The organism is Methylocella sp. CPCC 101449 (genome assembly GCF_031921685.1).
Lineage (GTDB): Bacteria > Pseudomonadota > Alphaproteobacteria > Rhizobiales > Beijerinckiaceae > Terripilifer.
In genome coordinates, this window is sequence record NZ_JAPDHU010000002.1 from 1870930 (window position 1) to 1890456 (window position 19527).

A 19527-nucleotide genomic window follows, 5' to 3' on the forward strand; every position below is an offset into this window, starting at 1 on the left:
CTCGTCCCTTTGCACGGTTGCGTTTGCCCATTGATCGGACCAAATATCTTTCCAAACAGCGGTTGTCGAAGCGTTGAGTGAAGCATCATGAGAAGTCCAGGCAATGTCCCGCCGGCACAAACAGGCATCGTCATCACTGATGCGCATCGCGCATTTTTTAACGCGATCCCGAAAGTCGAACTGCATTGCCATCTGCTTGGCGCGGTGAGGCGGGATACATTTTTCGACCTTGCCAGACGCAAACCCATCCCCATCACCACCGAGGAGATGGAAGCGTTTTATACGCGGGACGAAAAGCCGGTCGGCGTTCTACGTGTTTTGCGTGCCCTCGATGAATACATTTTAACCGAGGCAGATGACCTGCATCGTCTGACCTATGAATATCTTGAGGATGCCGCGCGCCATAATGTGCGCCATGCGGAATTTTTCTGGAATCCGACCGGTACCGTACGTGTTTCTGGAATTCCTTATGCCAACGCCCAGCGCGCTATCGTCACCGCGATCGAAGATGCCGGCAGAGACTTCGGCCTTACCGCAAAACTCATTCCCAGTATCGACCGCGAGGCAGACCCTGACGAGGCCGTCGCGCTCGTCGAATGGATGAAGCAGAATCGCTCTGACCATGTCGCCGGCATTGGGATCGATTATCGCGAAAACGATCGCCCGCCCGAATTATTCTGGAAAGCCTATCGCGACGCCCGCAAAGCGGGTTTCCGAACGACTGCACATGCGGGCGAATTCGGCATGCCTTGGCGCAATGTCGAAACGGCGATCGATCTGCTAGAAGTCGATCGCATCGATCATGGCTACACGATTGTCGACAATCCCGAGTTGGCCGCACATTATGCCACTCGCGGCCTCGTCTTCACCGTCGTGCCCACCAATTCCTATTATATGCGTACGCTCCCGCCCGATCAGTGGGCGGAACGGCATCCGATCCGACGCATGCCGGCTCTCGGACTGAAGATCCACCCGAATACGGATGACCCCACGCTTCACAAAGTCAACCCAAGCGAAGCTTGGGAATTGATGTTCAGCCATTTGGGCTTCACCACCGAATATCTCAAGCATTTCATGATCAATGGCATCGATGGCGCATGGATTGACGAACAGACAAAGGCGCAATGGCGTAAGTCATGGCCAACCGAGTTTGACGCCTTAGCACAAACATTATCGGCCAGCTTACCTACCTGAAGGAAAACAGCCGGCGTTGAAAACGCCGGCCGCAAATTTTCCAAGTCGCAAGAGCGACGTTGGCTTATTTCAGGCTGTCAGGCACAACCCCGCCCGATGCCATCAGCTTTTCCATTACCTGCTTGTGCAGCCACAGGTTCATTTCGGCCGAACCATCAAGCGCCCCTTTGTAGCCGAGCTCCTGAGCCAGTTCCTTGCGCGCGCCGAGGCTTGAATCCAGGTTGAGCAGCTTCATCAGGTCGACGATGGACTGTTTCCAATTGTAGTTCGAGTGGCCAGAGCTTTCGGCGATCTTGGCGATCAGCGCCTCGACCTGCTCGCGCGTCATCGGCGTGGCCGCTGCGGCCGCGCCAGCGGCGGCACCACCAGCTTGAGCAACAGTCGTCGAGCCGGCGGATGCGCCTGCTGCGGCCGGAGCGGCTTCATCCGCTTTAGCGGGAGAACCGAAAATGGCGGAAGCGATACGGCTGAAGATACCCATGTCTTACTCCTTAAAAGGCATTGCATCATCGCAAGCGCCACGAGCGGCGGCAAGGGACGATAGGATTATCTCGCGGCCAGATCAATAAAACGCACAGGCATGGTCGCTGAATCCGCCCACACGATCAGCAAAACCCGTGACAAAGCCAAAACAAACTCGTGACGAAAGTCACATACCCATGGCTTCGGAACTATAATAACCATGTCACGTTGTTTCCGGCCGCTCAGCGCGTCTCGGTTGTCGCTTCGCCTTTACGGCAGCATTTTAGCTGCCGACTAGCGGGCCACTTTCGCAGGCGCAGCAAGCATGCCACCTTGTGATCGGCGCACCTGCCGCATCCGGGTGCCAAATGGGAGTCTCTTATGGGCATTATCTGGACCATCATCATCGGCTTCATCGCCGGCGTGATCGCCAAATTCATCGTCCCCGGCCCGAACGACCCGCAGGGCTTCATCCTGACCACCATCCTGGGCATTGTCGGCGCCTTCGCCGCCACCTTCATCGGACAAGCCATGGGCTATTATCAGGCAGGGCAAGGCGCCGGCCTCATCGGCGCCATTGTTGGCGCGATTATTGTTCTCTTCCTGTGGGGCATGATCGCCGGTCGGCGCGCCTGACCCAGTCACAGAAATGTCGCGCGACAGCGACATGTCTGCATGTCATGCGCCGAAGCTCGATCGATCTTCGCTGCGACAGGCGCAGGAATTATAGTTTCGGCAGAGCAGATCGAGCACGTAAACCGAGCACGTAAACAAGGAGTTTGACGATGGCGTCCCGTGGCTTTCCCTCCCTCACCGCTTTGCTCGGCCTGCTGGCCGTAGCCGGTTATCAAAACCGCGATAAGATCGCTGAAATCATCAACAGCCTCGGCAAGGGCGGCGCACCCGGTCAGCAGCCGCAAAGCCTCCCGTCCGGACAAACGGCGAGCGTGCCCGGCCAAACCAATGCCGGTCCTTTGTCGGGCCTCGATAAGTTGTTGGCCGGTCTCGGCGGCGCCGGCGCAGGCGGTCTCCTGACGGGTGGCCTCGGTGAACTGCTTGAGCAGTTCAAGAATAATGGTCAGGGCAAAGTGGCCGACTCGTGGGTCGGCTCAGGCCAGAACGAAGAAATTTCGACGCCCAGTCTGCAAAGCGCGCTGGGCCCGGAAATCCTCCAGGCCATTGCCCAAGCCACAGGCATGTCGGAACAGGAAATCTTGCAACGCCTGTCCAGCGTTCTGCCGTCCGCGGTCGATCAATACACCCCGGGCGGGCGCTTGCCGCAGAGCTGAACGCTCACATCATCTAAGATCGGAGGGCGGCAGCAAGGCCGCCCTTTTCTTTTACCAGCTGACGCGCAGCCCAATCGTACCGCCGTAGCTGCGGCGATAGGTGCCGCCACCGCCACCTCGATAATCGGCGGTCGCAAAAGCGCTGACCATTTTATTCATCCGTAGAACAAAGCCGCCACCAACCTCGGCCGAGGTACCACCACGCCGTGTCGGAATGGCATCCACGCCGTCGAACACCAGCATATCCGTGCCGCGGAAATCATGCCGCAAGCCGACACGCAGATAAGGCATGAGGAGGGCGGACCCGATGTTCCATTGTCCTTGCAGGCGCATCCCCAACCTACCCATGGCGGCATCGACCGGCTTCTGTGTGATGTAAGACACGGTATCGCGTGTTGCATCGAACTGCAGCCGTTGCCACACAAACTGCGCCTGCGGCTCGAGCGTCAGATTGCCAGGTAAAGCGATGGGATAGCCCGTCTCGATGGATGCTGTGAGGCCGCGCCCATTCGTATGAGCAGCCATACCGCGATAAGAGGACTGATCGCCGCTATACCATGATCCCATTAAGACGCCGTCGACATACCAACCGCCAGGACCGATATGGGTCCAATAGGCACCGACGCTGCTCATTTCGAGTCCAAGACGCCCCACCGGCAGGCCGACGAAGCCAGTCGCAAAACCGCGCACGCCGCCCGAAGCCCGTGCGTAACCAGCGAAAGCACCAAACACATCTCGATGGCCGCCATGATCGAAGCCGAGAAGCTGCAATCCGGTCTGAAAGCCACTGATCCGCCCGTCGAACTGCGGCAGCGTCGCTCCCGACCACCGCAGATTGGTGCGCTCACCGAAAACACGCGCCCATACGGTCGGTAGAGTGAGGCCCGTGCCCGTGACGGTGCCCGTACCCACCAAAGCCTGTTCGCCATGGCGCTGATGGAAAGTGCTGAGCATGGCGAGACCCATCTCCCGCGCCACTTGCGATACCGCCGAATAGAGCGCCACCTCAGGACGGTACAATGGAACAGGAGCCGAGCCAGGCGGCGGTGCCGGTGGTAATGGCGGGGTACCCGGAGCAGGTTCAGGCGCCGGCGTTGGAGGAATCGACGGATCTGGAGATGGCGGTGGTGCCACCAATGTCGAGCGCAAATACCAATTCTGCGCACTGCCAGCTGATACACCACCCCGGAAGAGGTAATATTCGTACGCACCGGCGGAGACCGATCCGCCATTCAGCGAGAAGGCGCCCGCCGCCGTCGAGCCACCGTTCGTCGCCTGCACCAGCATAATGCCGTCGCTGAGCGTTGCAGCGCCACCGCCGTTGAAGTTGGCCACGGATATACCGGTGGAACCAGACGCTGTGCCGCCCGAAATCATCAGCCGGTCCGATGCCGCCCCATCGCCGGCAAGAACGGTACGCAGGTTGAGCCTGCCGCCCTGTCCGACATAGTTGCCGTTGATGGTCAGGCTGTTGGCAGTCGGCGAACCGCCATTGGTCAGATCGATGGTGCCGGCGTTGGTCACCGTAATCGGTGGCGCGCCTGGCGCCGGCCCGATCGACGGATTGAAGCCGTTGCCGGCAAGAAGCTGCGTTCCGGCAGCGATGGTCATGTTGCCGGTGATATTGCTTTCCAAGGTGAGCGCACCGGAATTGATGAAGACATCACGGAAATCGCCGGTGCCAGCCCAAGTCCAGGCGCTGCCATTCATCCGCATCGTGCCAAAATTCGTGAAGGGATTGTCGACCCGGCCTGTCCCTTCCAGCTCCACCACATTGTTGCCGGTGCCACCATTGGCGGCGCCCACGACGCGCGAGCCGGTCTGCAAGCGGAACGTGATATTGCCATTGCCGCCGTGAATTGATTCCAAACCGCTGATCAGACCGGCATTGATGATGGTGGTAGGCCCGTTAAGAGTGCGGATTGCCGGCCCCAGCGCGCTGATGATCTGCGCACCTGAATTATTTTCGATCAGCGCCGAGAAATTAGAACCTGCGGTGTTGGAAAACACACCGTCGGCATTGGCACCGCGCGCTTCGATCGTCCCATTGTTGATGAGATGGTTCGCGCTGCCTTGCATGTAAACGGTGTTATTGACCGAACCGCCACCGTTCGAACCCGTCGTCAACAGCGTGCCATTGTTGGTGATCAAGGCCCGTGCGCCAGCCGAATAAATGGCGCGCGCGCCACCACCATTGGTGGTAATCGTACCATTATTGACGAAGACGCTGTCGTTACCACTCTGCACGTACATGCCGTGCGATTGCGTCCCCTGGGTCGTGATCGAATTATTATTCGTCAACGCATTACGATCACTACTGTCACCCGGGTTGAGGATCAACACGGCGAGACCACGCGATTGGCCGTTCTGCGTAGTGATCATGCCGCTGTTGACCAGCACATTGTCATTGCCGATCACCCCAACCGCATTGACATTCGCACTCGATGTCTGAATGAGGCCGCCGGCCGCATTCGTCAGTTGATTGCCGTTGCCTTCGGCGTAAATGCCGGTGCTGCCATTGCCGCTGATCGTCAACGTCCCGCTGTTCGTCGCGATGCTCGACGTAAACAGACCGATCGCATTGGCACCGTTCACCGTCAGTTGCGCGCCTGACAGCACATTGACCGTGACGTTGTTACTGCCAGCTGCGGCCTGAACGGGGGTGGTGGACGGATTGGGCGCCGACGTGTCGCAGGTCACCGTCGTCCCGCTGGTCGGAGCCGTCGAGCTACAGGCAGCTATCGCCTCGCCAGACCATACAAAGGACGCCCCCAGGAGAGGCATAGAAACGACACAGAGTCGCCATAGTCTCGAAAAGTGGCGCGCGTCCAACCTTGCCCCCAAGCTTGATTTTCAGCTTACGATCGATTCGGACGTGAGCGTAACAATAGCGCACGGTATCGATAAGTATACCCACACATCCCAAGGCCATGTGATTGCGCATTTGGTTTAACAACGGTAGCAATAGCAGCTAAAGCTCGAGTAATATTCGAATCATAAGCTAGAGAATGCGTAAACTCCCGATTTTATTCAAAAATTTATAAATGGAAGGCAAAAGACTACCAGGGGGACTACGCATGCAAACAAAAACACGAAACGTTATCCGTTCTGTATCGATCGCCGCGCTGTTGGCTGCGGGTGCAATGTCGCAGTCGTCGTCGACGATCTTCGCGGCTCTGGCCCAATCGCTCAACGAAACCTTCGACAATTGGCAGGTGGTTTGCTCCTCGCAGACTGGGCCCCGCCGTTGTGTCGCTTCCCAGCAACAAACCGCGCCCAACCGTCAGCGCCTCCTCGCCCTTGAGCTGATCCCAGCCCCCGGCAACTCTCTGACAGGCACTCTCGCCCTCCCCATTGGTCTGATCGCCGACGCCGGCGTGACCCTACTGGTCGACGAGCGGCCGGTTGGCCGCTCTCTCCGCCCGCGGAATTGTGGCCCCGCTGGTTGTCTCGTATCGCTGCAGCTGGATTCTGCCACCACGGATAAATTGCGGATGGGGACGACGTTGAAGATCCTCGTCACACGCGCCGAGAACGGCGTGCCACAGGTCTATTCCCTCTCGCTGGAGGGTCTCGCCGCCGCAATCAGCCGGGTTGGCGCTCTCACGCGATAGCCACTTCAACCAATCGACGCCCCACGAGCTGCGGGTCGCCAGCCAACAACCTTCGCATCGATGGGCAAGCCGGTTCTCTCGTTGATCCAGCGCCCCTCAACAAATACGCAGACGAACGGCAACATATAAGTACCGACGTGGTCTTCACAAAGCAGTTGGCATGGCACCGTGTCTGGCGGCGTGCCTTCTGTAATGAAGTCGGCTAGCCTTTGCTCGCGTGTTGCCATTCAGCTTTTATCTCCTGGGATCGCAATCAGCGCATTCCCGTGGCATCTTCAAGGCGTTTCTTCAGTCTCATCCGTTCCCGCCGTGAATGTGTCGGGAACGGGATCCTCCTCGATTTCATGACTGTCATTCCAGTTTTCCGGACGATAGTTTGGCATCAGGCGCCGCCTTTCAAGAACCGAGCGATGGATCAAGGCTCCATCGGGAATCACCCGCGGCTCAGCCTGCGGGAAATACAGCCCCGCGAACACCGAACGAAGCGGCCATTCCCGCCAGCGCACGTTCTTCGGCCAGTACTCCAGCAATCGCCATGCCAAAGTCATCGAATCGTGCAGAACACCGGTGGCGGATGGTGGAACATAAACGTGGTTGCTGCCCTTGCGTGGACGGCCCAACACCAGATGATTGACCATAGCGCGATTGATGATGACGCCCGCCGCCGCGCCCTGCTCGATCATCCATAGCAACGGAAATTTGGAAAGGCCGCTTTCGATCTCGCGATAACCGCCGCCAACATCCGCATGGACACCGGCGAACCAAACCTGACGGATATCTTGGGCAATTTCGGAATTTGCATCGAACGGATTAGGACGAAACATCTGCGGGCTGGTCCAGCTATTGAGACGAAACATACGCCGCCGCTCGTCGATCGCAATCGCCTGGCGGAAAGTCTTCACGCGAGGATTGGTGCGCGTATAGCGAAGAGCCTGCAAACCGAGCGACAGACGCTCCCAGCGCGGCACGATAATCGAGGCTACCGTGTCCCATACGCCGATAAATTCAATCGGCACCGCATAACCTCCTGCGACTCGGCTGAAGTGCCACGCGGCGGCGAGCGCTGGATCAACAGCAGGAGAAGACACATCACTCTGGGCATCATCGCTCGCATCACCATTCGGCCCAATGATGCTTTCGCGCGAACTGGAATTCTTATAAGCAGAGAAGGCATAGGTTGCGAGATTGAGTTGGTCGGAGCGCAGCAATCCAATGACGTTGATGAAACCCGCCAAAACCCGAATCGTATAAGCGCCGCGACTGAAACCAAAGAGGTAGATCTTGTCTCCGCTTTCGTAGTTCGCGCAGAGAAAGCGATAGGCCGCCAGCACGTCATCATCGAGCCCGTAACCTGTCGCGAGACCAAAAACACCGTGGGTCTGCTGCTTGAAGCGCTGCCAGGCGTTCTGCTGGCCAATCGTCCCGACACCAGGATTATAATAGACGCGTTGCTTCGCGCTCTTGGTCAGAATGCGAAATAACTTCAACACGTTTGACATCGTCTCACCGATCTCATTGCCGGTGCCGTCGCAACAGATGACGATGTTCTTACCCATAAGCTCTCCGCCGGTCGTAACGTATCGGTCACGACAAACAATGAAACACGGTTTTGCGGCATAACGTCAACGGCAGAACCGCAACCTGTCTTGACGACATCGACGGCAGACCGAAAGATTGAACTCGAAATGGTGGGCAAAGGGAGCATTACTGTGCATTTCAAGCAGCGGCTGACGATGAAACATCTCCGCCTGATCAGCGTTCTCGCCCAAGAACTCAGCATCGCTCGGTGCGCGACGATTCTCTATACATCCCAATCGGCGGTTTCTCGTGCTCTCGCGGAGATAGAAACCCTGCTGGGCGCAAAACTGTTCGAACGCACCACCAGGCAATTTAGACCGACGCCACTGGGGCAGAATCTAGCCCGGCATGCGGAGCAGGTTCTAAGCCAATTGGACAAGGCGGAAGCGGAGTTCAACGCCATCGCCAGCGGCGATCTGGGATCATTGAACGTCGGCATTATCGGCGCGTTTTCACCACGTATTCTTGCGAAAGCCACCAATCAGGCGCAGGCTATCGCACCTAAGCTCGTGGTTCATTTCCATAGTAACTTTGCCGATGCCCTCATCGTTGACCTCATGCGTGGCCGTTGCGATTTGGTCCTCACCCATCTGGACGTCAGACAGTTTGGCGAGGATCTTATCGCCGAATCTCTATACGAAGAACACATTTCAGTTCTTTCTGCCGCAAACCATCCGCTGGCACGCCGCAAACGACTTAGCTGGAAAGAACTTTCCAACTATCCATGGGTCGTAACTCCTGTCCAAACATCAACGCGCCGCACAGTCGAGCGCAATTTGCGTATCAGTGCCGGACAACTCAATCCCGTCGTCGTCGAAACAATGGAATTGCATTACGTCATCGAGTTTTTAAAAAGCGGAAAGTATCTCACAGCCATGTCTTCTCGATTGGCAAAGTGGTTCGAACAATCGACACGAGACATTAAGATACTGCCGGTCAGCGGCGACAATATTTCCTCGACTGTCTGCGTCGCACGGCTTGCTTCTCGAAAACTGTCGGAGCTCGAGACAGTCTTCATCGACAACCTCAAAGCAGCAGCCAAAAGCACCTGAGCGAACACCTCAACCCTCGATCTAGGGGTTCAGCCGTCAGCATTTAATTTATGACAATTCTGATAAGAATGACGCCATAAATAGCAAGGCGCTCTCGCTTCTCAAGGTCGCTCCTCTCCCTATACTTCGACCAATTCAAAACGCCGACACGGGAGCGGATCGTGCAAGCTGAGAGCCGACAACTGCGAGACGACAGTGGAACAAGTAAGCCCATCGGCCATAAGTCCAGATTGATGGACTTCGCTTCAGCCGGCCCAGGCACTCCTGGCGGCGAATTTCTTCGTCGCTTCTGGCAGCCCGTTTATGCGTCGCGCGATCTTCCGATCGGTACGGCCAAACCTATCCACATCATGGGCGAGCGTTTCACGCTCTATCGCGGTGAAGCCGGTAGTCCATATATCGTTGGGTATCGTTGCGCTCATCGCTGCACGCAAATGTCGACTGGCTGGGTGCGCGGCGAAGAGATTCAGTGCTTTTACCATGGCTGGAAATACAACGGCACAGGCGCATGCACCGAACGGCCGGCGGAGAATCCGCCAGGCCCGCACAAAGATATCAGCATCGGCGGCCATCCGGCCCGAGAATATCACGGTTTGATCTATGGCTATTTCGGCCCCGGTGATCCGCCGGCTTTCCCGCCCTATCCATTCTCAGACGGAGGTATCATCGAAAATCTTGTGACCGAATTTCCATGTAATTGGTTTCAGACCTATGAGAACTTCGCCGATGAAGTCCATCTCGCATTCGTCCATAGCGGCGGCGGCTCGCATGACGACCTCAAGCGCACACTCGAATTGCCGAAACTTTCCGCTCAGGAAACCGACTATGGCATGTCGCGTATCACGTCCATCTCGGGTGGCCCTGAGCGGGCAGCGCATCTCATTTTTCCCAATACCATGCGCATATTTCTCCCGCCCCAGCGTGCACCGAACGGCAAAGAAATTGGTGGTTGGCGCGACAGCTATCTAACGCTGGTGCCTACCGACGACGAAAATCACATCTTGTTTTCGACGCGCCAAGTGCATGTGCCGGCAAATCAGCTCGACGACTATTGGGCCACTCGTGAACGGATCCGACAATTCGTAAAATCGGCCCCCTCGATCCGTGAAGTGGCAGAAGCCGTCCTCGCTGGAAAGAAAACTTTGACGGATTACAAAGATCATCCCCGCTTCGTCTTCATCGAAGACGCCATCGCGCAGCTCGGGCAAGGTGCGATAGCCGATCGTAGTCAAGAACGCCTCGGGGCATCCGACGTCTGCATCGCGATTCTGCGCCGTCTCTTCACACGAGAGTTGACCGCCATCATGGAGAACAAGCCCGTCAAGGCGTGGTCCTATGATGGCAGGCCGCCGCAGCGCGGCTTCTAAAAGCAACGTCGCGAGCCGGTTGAGAGGGACCGGCTCGGCACGAACAATAAAACCAACATGCGAGAGAGGGAGTTTGATCATGATCGATCGCCGCACATTTTTAAAGGTTTCGACGTCGAGCACAATAGGACTTGCTGCATCTGCATGGGCGCAGGAAGCGCCCCCCTCACGCACAATCCGCTTCATCGTGCCTTTTGGCCCAGGCGGCCCGACGGACGTCTTGGCGCGAATTGTCGCCGATGCGATGCGAAGCAAATGGCCCGCGGGAACAATTGTCGAAAACCGAGCAGGTGCCGGCTCGATGATCGGCACCAGTGTGGTTGCTAGGTCTGAAGCAGATGGCACGACGATCGGGGTCGTGACCAGTTCCTATATGATCAATCCCGCCGTACGCGAGAAAATGCCCTTCGATACGACGACCGATCTCCGCGGCTTAACCCAAATCGCCTCATCTTATTTGGTCCTTGCCGCCCATCCCAGTTTCTCCGCCAGCGACATCCCTAGTCTTTTGAAGGTGGCACGGGCGACGTCAGAACCGTTGGCATACGCTACTCCGGGCATAGCCACCGCGCCTCATATGGCAGCGGAACTTTTACAGCGCGCCGGCCAGATCAAATTGCAGCATGTTCCGTATAACGGAGCGACCGAGGCCTTGAGCGACGTTCTGGCTGGCCGCATACCGCTGATGTTTGACCTATGGCATTCGGTTCGTGCTTACGTCGATGACAAAACTCTTAAAATTCTGGGTGTCATCAACGGACAGCGCATTCCAAGCGCGTCTCACTATCCTTGCATAGGCGAAACTCTACCGGGCTACGAAGTCAGCTCCATCCTCGGTCTCATTGTTCCCAAGCAGACGCCGGTTGCCCTGGTGGAAAGAATGGCAGCGGATGTCACCGCATTCGTCAAATCCGATGAATTCAAGAAGAAAGCCGAGCAGTTCGGAATGCAGCCGATCGGCTCATCTCCAAAAGAATTCGATCAGTTTATTACAGCCGATATTGTCAGATGGAAGCAAATTGCTTTGACGGCCGGCATTCGCTTGTAAAGCGGAAACATTTCCAAGCTACCTTTAAGGCGAAAACGCCGACAAAAAGAGCCCCGACGCTGCTTGTCGCCGGGGCTGAAGTCCCTCCCATTTCCTCATTTGTCCCGGATCTGCTGCTCAGAGGGAGCGGACTGACGGAGGCTAATCAATCTAGCCGATGTCCAGGTATCACGAGGAGAGGCCTGACCGGCCGGGCAATTGCGGAAAAGCCCGGCCGGAAAGTCGATCAGAACGTGCGTTGGACACGCATACGTCCAGTCCAGTTGTTCGGGCTCACCGAGGCTAAGGTGCCAAGACCAACAGGCACGGAAAGCGGCAGGCTCTGGTTCAAGCGGGCGTAAGAGAGTTCGACACCGATGTCGAAGTTACGCACCGGGGACCAAACCAGGCTACCCATGACATTCCAGACGGTCGCGCGCGACAGGCCGCCGTTAGCCCAAGCGGTCGATCGGGTCACGTTGCCCGGCGTGATCTGCACGTAAGAACCGATCAGGTGCGAACGCAGCGACGGTGTCCAGTAGTGGGTGAAAATACCCGCAAGGCTGAACGCGCGGGTCTGTTCGACGCCACCGACCGAGCAAGCCGCATTGACGCAGAACATCGTCAGATCACGATCCGCGCGCAGGAAGCCGCCCAGAAAACTGCCCGACACCGGCGGATTGGTATTGATACCCGAGTTGGTCACGTAGCTCAGCGCACCGACGCCATAAGCCGCCCACGCTTGAATGCTGTCTCCAGCAGCCAGCATCGGCAGATTAATGCGCAGACCACCGCTAACGGCCCAACCGGTACGACGCACCAGCGGCCCCGCATTGCCGACAACCGCCAAAGGCGCATTACCGAAGGTGGCCGTATTCTCGACGATGGCGCCCGAAACCATCGCGGAACCCCAAGGCTGGTCAACCCGCAGATTGGCGACGATCGCGGGCAGACGCTGCGGTCCACCCGCAGCGGTTGCCGCCGTCGCGGTAAACGGATTGGCGCCCAGCGTATTCGGCCGCTGCCCGTTGGAGAGTTCGGCCCGGTTTTCCAGCGCAAGCGTCGCTGAGAAACCACCGCCAAACGTCGCGGTATAAGCGAGCTGACGAATGCCGTTCGGGAAGCCTGCCGTCCACATCGTGTGATATTGGAAAGGCGGCAGGAACGTGAAATTCGACGCCGCCTGACCGACCGTGAATCCGGCAAAGCGAATATAAGCGGCTTCGATGCTGGCGCTGCTGGCATTCCCCGCCGCGAACACGCTGCCTGTATAGCCCGGTGGAGTATTTCCCAGGCCCGACGCGGACATCAAACGCAGAGCAAAAACCGTCTGTACTGTGCCCCAGGCGGATTGGGTGCGTGCATCCATATTGATGATGCCACGCGCATACCAGCCGTATTGGTCAACAGCATTCGAACTCACGAAGCTATTCGCCGCTATGCCCGCACCAGCCGTCGAGCGATGTACGACCGCATTCTTGGCCGGCGTGTACCAAGTATCGACTCGAACACGACCACCGACCTTCAGGCAGGTGTCCGTGCCGGGAATCCAATAGAAGCCTGCTCCATAGGTATCGCAAACCCGCACATATTCTACCGGCGCCGCTTTGCGCGACGGTAAATCTGCCGCCGTTGCGACACACACGCCCGCAATTGCGCATGCGAATGTAGCGGCGCCGCCCACCAGCGCCCTTTTAAATGAATCCACCTTGCTCTCCTCTGGCCCCCACCCGCTCCCACGCGGGCTTCGTTCGGCTTGTTGTCCGATCGCGTCACGCGCCCGGAGGCCCGTGGCCTTCGCCAACGGGTTGGTGGAGAGCTTGTGGAGGGGAGGTTCAGCGGCGGTAGGCTATAACTAGTTGTAACCTGCGTTGAAACCCGTTAGTCCCTTTTGTTTCAGTATGTTATTGGCTCACCTAAGCTATAGCCAAACTATCGTGCCACGCTGACCTCTGATACTGTTGGACGACTCCGGAACGACCTTCCCGAGCCAAATCGACGGGGGGATGGTTATTGGATTCGCGGGCAAGCTCAGAAAAAGCGCGCATTTATGATGCGCTCGATGAAGTTTTGAGCGACCCTGTCTTCACAGCCTCGGACAGCCTCTCGCGCTTTCTGCGATATGTCGTAACGGAAACGTTGGAGGGGCGTTCGGCCCGGCTGAAGGCCTACACGATCGCCCTCAGCGTTTTTGGTCGCAACGAGAATTTCAACCCGCAAACCAACTCCCTAGTGCGCGTGGAGGCTGCCCGCCTGCGCCGACTCCTCGCCCTCCATTACAACCGAAACCCCGGCGCCAGTCCGATCGAGATTCAACTTCCGAAGGGGTCTTACGTGCCCCAATTCACGCCCCGGCAAAGCCCCCCTCATCCTTCTCGAGATTCACCGCCGACAAATCGGCCGGCGATCCGCAACCGCTGGAAAGTTCCTCAATCGGCTTTCGCGGCCTTGGGAGCCGTTTTCCTGATAGGCATTGCCAGCTTAGCGATAGCGCCCCTGCTTTCCCGCTTACCGGCCGACGACGAAGCGGAAACGGGCACGATGGCCTGGGAGCGGCCACCATCGATTTCGATCACCCCCCTGCAGTACGACGCCAGACTCGTCCAGGCCGCTCAAGCCCGAGCACTGGATGTCGAAATCCTCGCCGCTCTCGCCGGATTTGACTTTCTGCGCGTCTATGATTTCGGCTCCGAAGCGCAGCAGCGACGTACCGATTATCGTCTCGAAGCCCATGCCAGCCAAGTGGATGGACAATTGGCGATCCATTATCGCCTGCTGCACACCGCAACTGACCAAGTCATCTGGTCGCAGGCTTTTCCGCATCTGCCGTTTGATTTCACCGGCAATGCCCGCCGTCCCCTCGTATCGAAGGTGGCCAGCATTCTCGGGCGCACATATGGCATTGTGTTCACGGATCGCTATGCGCGCATGCCCCCCTCCGATACGACCACCATCGGCTTTGCTTGCATTGTCGACGGCTATCAATACTTCAATACACCATCGCTCAAGACCTTCCAGCAGGTCCTCGATTGCGCCAATCGCACGGTCACCGCCACCCCTAAGTCAAGCCTGGGTCAAGCCCTCAAAGCGTCGATGCTGATTGACGGTCATCTCAAAGGTTATGCCATCGGCAGCATGAGCGAAGGCGCCCTGGAGGATGCCTTGCAGGCGGCCAGCTCCGCGGTCGAGCTCAACCAACATTCTTCGCAGGCCTATAGAGCCCTGTTTCTGGCCCGCTTCTACGATGGTCGATTTGATGAAGCCTTTGCAGCCGCGAAACATGCGTTAGCACTCAATCCTCATTCGATGGAAATCCGCAGCCGCGTTGGCAGCGCCTATATCCTGCGCGGCGATTTCAAATCCGGTATGAAGCTGCTGAATGAGGTCTCCACCATTGCTGACAACCACGCCGCTTGGCTCGAATTCTATTATTTCTTGAACGCCTATCACAGCGGCGACCAGTCCGAAGCCAAGCGTCACGCCTTTCGCGCCTCGGTCACTAAAACGCCTCTTGGTGCCATCGCGCGGATCATCGCTCTCCATCAACGCGGTAACGACCCTGCCGCCAAGAAATGGGTCAGCTATCTCGAAAGCGAATTCCCCGAATTCGCCATCGATGTACGTGCTGCTTTGGGTCGCATGCAAATGTTGCCAGCGGTAGCCGAACGCCTGACCGACGACCTTGAGGCCGCCGGTTTATCGGCGAAACGGCTGAACACCGCCCACGGTATCAGATGAGAGCCGAAGACCTCTCAGCCGGCCGGCACATAAGGATGATGGGCAACGCCAAGCAGACCACCATCGACTAAAATGTCCGTGCCGTTGATATAGGCGGCCATTGGAGACGCCAGAAAGACGGCAACGCTGGCGATTTCCTCGCATGACGCTTCTCTGCCCATGGGAATCTTACGTAGAAGCGCCTCGCCGACAGCCGTTTGTTGCGGGTCTTCTCCAGACCAGAAACGCGCCGTTGCCGGCGATCGAACAACGCCAGGGCTCAAGCTGATCGCACGAATGCCGTGGACCGCACCTTCGGCGGCCAGCATGCGCGTAAGGCCGAGCAGCCCGGCTTTGGTCGCCCCGTGAGCACAACTCCGCAATGGCATCAGTTCCACATGCGCCGAAATCGAGCCCGTATTGATGATAAGACCATGATGCTGCCGCACGAAATGCGGCCATGCCGCCCGGCTGCAGACAAAAGGCATGGTCAGCTCATACTGTAGGGTGAGATTCCAGTCCTCCATCGAGGTCTCGGCAAACGGTCCCTTGGCACGCATCTGACCGGCATTGTTATAGAGCACGTCAATCCTGCCCCATGTCTCCACAGCCCTATCGATCCAGCCCTTGGCCACTTCGGGTGCCGAGACATCGATCGGGTGAAAACTCTCCATCGTGCCCCCGGCCCGTCGCACCATATCGACAGTTTCCTCCGCCTCGATGGCTTTCACATCGCATCCCAGAACGCGAGCACCCGCTGCAGCGAACTGCAATGCTGCCGCTCGCCCCTGACCACCCGCCGTTCCCGAGATCAGCACAACAGTGCCATCCAAGCTTAACATCGCAGCGCTCCTCCATGTTCTTGTCTTCGATAATAACGGCCAGACTATAGCTTGTCCGCAAGCTCGGCTAGTTCCGCTCAAATGAGCGGGAAGCGCTCAACAAGAAGACGCCGCCTCGCGAGGGAGGCGGCGTCGTCCTTCTTCGATAACATACGAAATATTGGTGCTAGTTTTGCGCCAATTTCATCGCTTTGCCGGTCGCGACTTCCAGCACCGAGCCGTTTTCGAGGTCGATGCGATAGATTTCACGCAACACGTTACCGGCGAAAGCAAGCTCAACGATCGAAACCGTTGTAAAAGCCGTTTCGATACCCTCGGGCAGAACCTGATTGAAATTCTTGGCCGTTTCGTTCATCGCAGCTTGAATGGCAGGTGTGAAGGAGGCCATGCTATAAACGAGCGTGTTATGCGGATTATGCACTGACGTCACCTTACCATCCTGCATGATGTTGACGCCGCTCACGCCCATGGTCTTGACCAGGGACTTCGCCGCATCGCCCATCTTAGCATAGACAGGGCCCGTGACGCGCGGCAACGGACCGTCACGCAGCGGCGCCAGCGCCGCCGTCGCCGTCACATTAAACGCCATCATCTTCTCGTAGCCCTTGCCTTCCTTGACGATACCAAGATCGAGCCACCACGGCCGGCCAGCGTCCTTAGCCGCCTCCGTCGTGTAGAAAGTCTTTAGCGTCAGATCGATCCGGCCAGGCAGCGACGGCAACACCTTCAACATTTTCTCAGGCGTCGTCGGATCAGCGTTATGGATGTGCACGACGGTGACATGCGGAATGTTGAACATCAACGCTTCTGTCGCGAGACCTGCCTTCAGCAGATCCTCACGCAGCATGCCGCCAATCGTCGAAGCGAGCTTGTCGTTGACAGATTGCGGCAATGTATAGACCAGCCCGAACGTACGCGCATGAGCGCGGAAGTCGGACTTGTCGAGCGCGCTATTGTCGATGGCTTGCGCGCCGGCAACGAGAGTTCCGGCAACAAGAAACGCGCTCGTCAAAATAGCTTTCAGCATATGGCACCTTTCCTTTTGGTGGTGAATGTTCCGCACATGCCAAGGATTTGTGACGACCGAATTACGTATCACGCGGAGGCAGTCAGCATCGCACGGCACGATAATATCACGTAGGTAATATTACATACTCACTGCTACACTTCGGGCGCTTTGCTTTTACGGGACCCTCGCACAGGCTTCTCGTTCACCGGCGGCTCAAGCCTAGCCATCGGCGACCGACGATTGTCCTCACCGCGCAAGGACATGCTGTAGATCTGATTGTTGACGTGTTCGCGGAACAAATTTTCCGCTCGCGCGCCCTCACCAGCGGCAATTGCACCGACGATCTGATGATGCTGACGATGAGAATACCAAAGCGCATCGTACATTTCTTCAAGTCCAAGCCGATCGAACGCAATCATCTCAGGCGATGCGAACGGAATACGGTTTAGGGTTTCCAGCAGTCCTTTTACGATCGGCAGCCGCGCGGCCTCGACAATGGTGTCGTGAAAAGCACGATTCATCTCGCCGTAAGCACGCTCATCGGCAGCGACAAGATGACGTTTGGCAAAGATTACATCACCCTGTGCCAGCAGATCCTGCAAACGCCCTTTCGTCTCAGGATCCATGCCGCGTTGCGCCAGCACATGAGCCGCATACCCCTCCAGCAGGCCGCGCGCATCAACCCCTTCCGCGATCTCTGCCTTGGTGAAGGCTCGCACGGCAAAGCCCCGTGCTCCAGCGGGCACCAGCAGGCCTTCCTTCGCCAGCACAGGCAACGCCTGCCGCACGGGCGTGCGCGAAAGACCAAGCAAAGCCGCCACATGCGCCTCCGGCACCCGCTGCCCCGGAGCCAGATCGCCCTGCAGGATCATGTCTCGCAAGCGCTGCAACACATCCGCTTCGTGTTTCATGGTCCCTCGAATTGGATCCCAAACCTATATCCACGGCTCAGCGAGCCTCAACGGCCCGCTCCCAATTGGATACCGCATACCGCCTGAAAGAACCAATAAAACAGCCAAATAGCCTGCGGCTCACCGATTTTGGGATACAATTTTGGCTTAAAGTGCCTTTTAAATATAAAAAATCGCATTGACGGGATCCCAAAATCAATCTACATGGGATCCCAATTACTCGGTCAGGGAGCCCGATTATGAGCAGCGCCGCCACTTCGCAACGCCAGCACGCCGATCACACCACGCCTCTCGTGCGTAACGCCTGGTATGTCGCCGCCCTGTCCCATGAAATCGAGCGCAATCTGCTGCCGCGCACCCTGCTCGAGACCCGCGTCGTGTTCTTCCGCAAGAAGGACGGTTCGATCTCGGCCTTGCACGATCGCTGCCCGCATCGTTCCTTCCCCTTGTCCAAAAGCCAGCTTCAAGACGACACAATCGTGTGCGGCTATCACGGCATCACTTACGACGGCACTGGCCGTTGCTTGCACGTACCAAGCGCACCCAATGCCGGTGGCAATATCAAGATCCGCAACTTCCCCGTCGTTGAACGCGCCCCGCTGGTGTGGATCTGGATGGGCGATGCCGAACAAGCCGACGTCGCTTTGATTCCGGACTTCTCTTTTCTCTCCGCGCCCACCTGGAAGACCGTCTCAGGCTCGTTCCACATGCACACCAATTATGTGGCGATGCACGAGAACTTGCTCGATCAAACCCACTTCACTTTTCTGCATGCCGGTTCTGTCGGCACACCCGAATGGGCGACCTCGCCTCTGGACGTGAGCCAGAATGGCGACACCGTTTCCCTGCGTCGCGAACTCAAGAAGTCTCTCCCACCAGGCATCTATGCCGTGCCGATGAAGCTCGAAGGGCGCATGGTTGACCGCTTGTCCGAAGCCTCTTTCTTCGGCCCGGCCGGCCATCTGGCATTGGCCAAGATTACCGTCTCGGAACCCGTCGCCGATGAGCGAGAGGAATTCCGCGTCAATATTCTACATGTCTTTACGCCGGAAACGCAGAACACCCTGCACTACTGGTGGTTCAACAGCCGTGATTTCGGCCTCGATGACGAGGACGCAAGCAAGTTCCTCTATGAAGCCTCTCATGCGGCCTATGTCGAAGATGTCGACGCTCTGAGCTGGATTTCCGACATCGTCACCACGGAAAGCGAAGACTATCGCGAATTCAGTTTCCGCAGCGATCGCCCGGGTCTGATGATGCGCCAGATCCTAAGCCGGCTGGCGGTAGAGGAACAGGCACCTGTAACGGCTGTTGCGGCGGAATAAGATTGAAATCGCGCAGTAAGCGCAGAGCCTTTGAGCACCCGCGCGGCCGATGAACCAAAGGACGATGCAGCATAGTCCGCCGCGTCTTCTGGAAAGGTCAAGCGGATCTGGTGTTCCAATTCCCAGTCCGCTTGCAGCGC

17 protein-coding genes are annotated in these 19527 nt (G+C 57.6%); 9 read left to right on the forward strand and 8 right to left on the reverse strand.

What is annotated here, in order from left to right; genetic code table 11:
• The first annotated feature begins 87 nt into the window (after nucleotides 1-87).
• Nucleotides 88-1194, forward strand: a complete 1107-nt coding sequence (gene add / locus OIM99_RS19880; RefSeq protein WP_311852189.1) for an adenosine deaminase — start codon at nucleotides 88-90, stop codon at nucleotides 1192-1194.
• 64 nt (nucleotides 1195-1258) lie between these two features.
• Here the strand turns inward: add and OIM99_RS19885 are convergent, their stop codons facing one another.
• Entirely contained in the window at nucleotides 1259-1675 is a 417-nt protein-coding gene (locus OIM99_RS19885; RefSeq protein ID WP_311852190.1) for a DUF3597 domain-containing protein, read from the reverse strand.
• A 362-nt stretch (nucleotides 1676-2037) separates the two neighbouring features.
• Here OIM99_RS19885 and OIM99_RS19890 point away from each other — a divergent pair, with 362 nt between their 5' ends.
• Both OIM99_RS19890 and OIM99_RS19895 read left to right on the forward strand, forming a co-directional pair.
• Nucleotides 2038-2292 carry a GlsB/YeaQ/YmgE family stress response membrane protein gene (locus tag OIM99_RS19890; protein WP_311852191.1) on the forward strand — a complete coding sequence of 85 codons (255 nt, stop codon included), beginning with the start codon at nucleotides 2038-2040 and terminating at the stop codon, nucleotides 2290-2292.
• A gap of 149 nt (nucleotides 2293-2441) precedes the next feature.
• A complete protein-coding gene (locus OIM99_RS19895) occupies nucleotides 2442-2945 on the forward strand; it encodes a YidB family protein (protein WP_311852192.1) in 504 nt (167 codons plus the stop codon).
• 51 nt (nucleotides 2946-2996) lie between these two features.
• Here OIM99_RS19895 and OIM99_RS19900 read toward each other — a convergent pair whose 3' ends face one another.
• On the reverse strand, nucleotides 2997-5645 hold the full coding sequence (locus OIM99_RS19900) for an autotransporter domain-containing protein (protein WP_311852193.1): 2649 nt from the start codon (nucleotides 5643-5645) through the stop codon (nucleotides 2997-2999).
• Nucleotides 5646-6022: 377 nt separating this feature from the next.
• On the opposite strand from OIM99_RS19900, the gene OIM99_RS19905 reads away from it, so the two are divergent.
• A complete protein-coding gene (locus OIM99_RS19905) occupies nucleotides 6023-6559 on the forward strand; it encodes an invasion associated locus B family protein (RefSeq protein WP_311852194.1) in 537 nt (178 codons plus the stop codon).
• A 5-nt stretch (nucleotides 6560-6564) separates the two neighbouring features.
• On the opposite strand, the gene OIM99_RS19910 is transcribed toward OIM99_RS19905, so the two are convergent.
• Both OIM99_RS19910 and OIM99_RS19915 read right to left on the reverse strand, forming a co-directional pair.
• Complete coding sequence (locus OIM99_RS19910; RefSeq protein WP_311852195.1) at nucleotides 6565-6786, reverse strand: hypothetical protein; 222 nt, start codon at nucleotides 6784-6786, stop codon at nucleotides 6565-6567.
• Between the two features lie 48 nt (nucleotides 6787-6834).
• The gene (locus tag OIM99_RS19915) at nucleotides 6835-8115 is read right to left on the reverse strand and encodes a DUF2235 domain-containing protein (protein ID WP_311852196.1); all 1281 of its coding nucleotides are present in this window, start codon (nucleotides 8113-8115) and stop codon (nucleotides 6835-6837) included.
• 153 nt (nucleotides 8116-8268) lie between these two features.
• On the opposite strand from OIM99_RS19915, the gene OIM99_RS19920 reads away from it, so the two are divergent.
• From OIM99_RS19920 to OIM99_RS19930, 3 genes are all read left to right on the forward strand, one after another.
• Nucleotides 8269-9189 (forward strand): LysR family transcriptional regulator, encoded by a 921-nt coding sequence (locus OIM99_RS19920; RefSeq protein ID WP_311852197.1) that lies wholly within the window; start codon nucleotides 8269-8271, stop codon nucleotides 9187-9189.
• Nucleotides 9190-9350: 161 nt separating this feature from the next.
• Nucleotides 9351-10556 carry a Rieske 2Fe-2S domain-containing protein gene (locus tag OIM99_RS19925; RefSeq protein ID WP_311852198.1) on the forward strand — a complete coding sequence of 402 codons (1206 nt, stop codon included), beginning with the start codon at nucleotides 9351-9353 and terminating at the stop codon, nucleotides 10554-10556.
• A 79-nt stretch (nucleotides 10557-10635) separates the two neighbouring features.
• Nucleotides 10636-11604, forward strand: coding sequence for a tripartite tricarboxylate transporter substrate-binding protein (locus tag OIM99_RS19930; protein WP_311852199.1), 969 nt, complete (start codon nucleotides 10636-10638; stop codon nucleotides 11602-11604).
• 226 nt (nucleotides 11605-11830) lie between these two features.
• On the opposite strand, the gene OIM99_RS19935 is transcribed toward OIM99_RS19930, so the two are convergent.
• Nucleotides 11831-13267 (reverse strand): porin, encoded by a 1437-nt coding sequence (locus OIM99_RS19935; protein ID WP_311852200.1) that lies wholly within the window; start codon nucleotides 13265-13267, stop codon nucleotides 11831-11833.
• A 329-nt stretch (nucleotides 13268-13596) separates the two neighbouring features.
• On the opposite strand from OIM99_RS19935, the gene OIM99_RS19940 reads away from it, so the two are divergent.
• The gene (locus OIM99_RS19940; protein ID WP_311852201.1) at nucleotides 13597-15321 is read left to right on the forward strand and encodes a tetratricopeptide repeat protein; all 1725 of its coding nucleotides are present in this window, start codon (nucleotides 13597-13599) and stop codon (nucleotides 15319-15321) included.
• Between the two features lie 14 nt (nucleotides 15322-15335).
• On the opposite strand, the gene OIM99_RS19945 is transcribed toward OIM99_RS19940, so the two are convergent.
• From OIM99_RS19945 to OIM99_RS19955, 3 genes are all read right to left on the reverse strand, one after another.
• Entirely contained in the window at nucleotides 15336-16142 is an 807-nt protein-coding gene (locus tag OIM99_RS19945) for an SDR family oxidoreductase (RefSeq protein WP_311852202.1), read from the reverse strand.
• Between the two features lie 166 nt (nucleotides 16143-16308).
• On the reverse strand, nucleotides 16309-17169 hold the full coding sequence (locus tag OIM99_RS19950) for a hypothetical protein (RefSeq protein WP_311852203.1): 861 nt from the start codon (nucleotides 17167-17169) through the stop codon (nucleotides 16309-16311).
• A 134-nt stretch (nucleotides 17170-17303) separates the two neighbouring features.
• On the reverse strand, nucleotides 17304-18062 hold the full coding sequence (locus OIM99_RS19955; protein ID WP_311852204.1) for a GntR family transcriptional regulator: 759 nt from the start codon (nucleotides 18060-18062) through the stop codon (nucleotides 17304-17306).
• Nucleotides 18063-18301: 239 nt separating this feature from the next.
• Here OIM99_RS19955 and OIM99_RS19960 point away from each other — a divergent pair, with 239 nt between their 5' ends.
• Nucleotides 18302-19387 (forward strand): aromatic ring-hydroxylating dioxygenase subunit alpha, encoded by a 1086-nt coding sequence (locus tag OIM99_RS19960; RefSeq protein WP_311852205.1) that lies wholly within the window; start codon nucleotides 18302-18304, stop codon nucleotides 19385-19387.
• Nucleotides 19388-19527 lie beyond the last annotated feature (140 nt).

Coding starts and splice junctions, on each gene's coding strand:
- add (WP_311852189.1), top strand. CDS start 88: ATGAGAAGTCCAGGCAATGTCCCGCCGGCACAAACAGGCATCGTCATC.
- OIM99_RS19885 (WP_311852190.1), bottom strand. CDS start 1,675: ATGGGTATCTTCAGCCGTATCGCTTCCGCCATTTTCGGTTCTCCCGCT.
- OIM99_RS19890 (WP_311852191.1), top strand. CDS start 2,038: ATGGGCATTATCTGGACCATCATCATCGGCTTCATCGCCGGCGTGATC.
- OIM99_RS19895 (WP_311852192.1), top strand. CDS start 2,442: ATGGCGTCCCGTGGCTTTCCCTCCCTCACCGCTTTGCTCGGCCTGCTG.
- OIM99_RS19905 (WP_311852194.1), top strand. CDS start 6,023: ATGCAAACAAAAACACGAAACGTTATCCGTTCTGTATCGATCGCCGCG.
- OIM99_RS19910 (WP_311852195.1), bottom strand. CDS start 6,786: ATGGCAACACGCGAGCAAAGGCTAGCCGACTTCATTACAGAAGGCACG.
- OIM99_RS19915 (WP_311852196.1), bottom strand. CDS start 8,115: ATGGGTAAGAACATCGTCATCTGTTGCGACGGCACCGGCAATGAGATC.
- OIM99_RS19930 (WP_311852199.1), top strand. CDS start 10,636: ATGATCGATCGCCGCACATTTTTAAAGGTTTCGACGTCGAGCACAATA.
- OIM99_RS19945 (WP_311852202.1), bottom strand. CDS start 16,142: ATGTTAAGCTTGGATGGCACTGTTGTGCTGATCTCGGGAACGGCGGGT.
- OIM99_RS19950 (WP_311852203.1), bottom strand. CDS start 17,169: ATGCTGAAAGCTATTTTGACGAGCGCGTTTCTTGTTGCCGGAACTCTC.
- OIM99_RS19955 (WP_311852204.1), bottom strand. CDS start 18,062: ATGAAACACGAAGCGGATGTGTTGCAGCGCTTGCGAGACATGATCCTG.
- OIM99_RS19960 (WP_311852205.1), top strand. CDS start 18,302: ATGAGCAGCGCCGCCACTTCGCAACGCCAGCACGCCGATCACACCACG.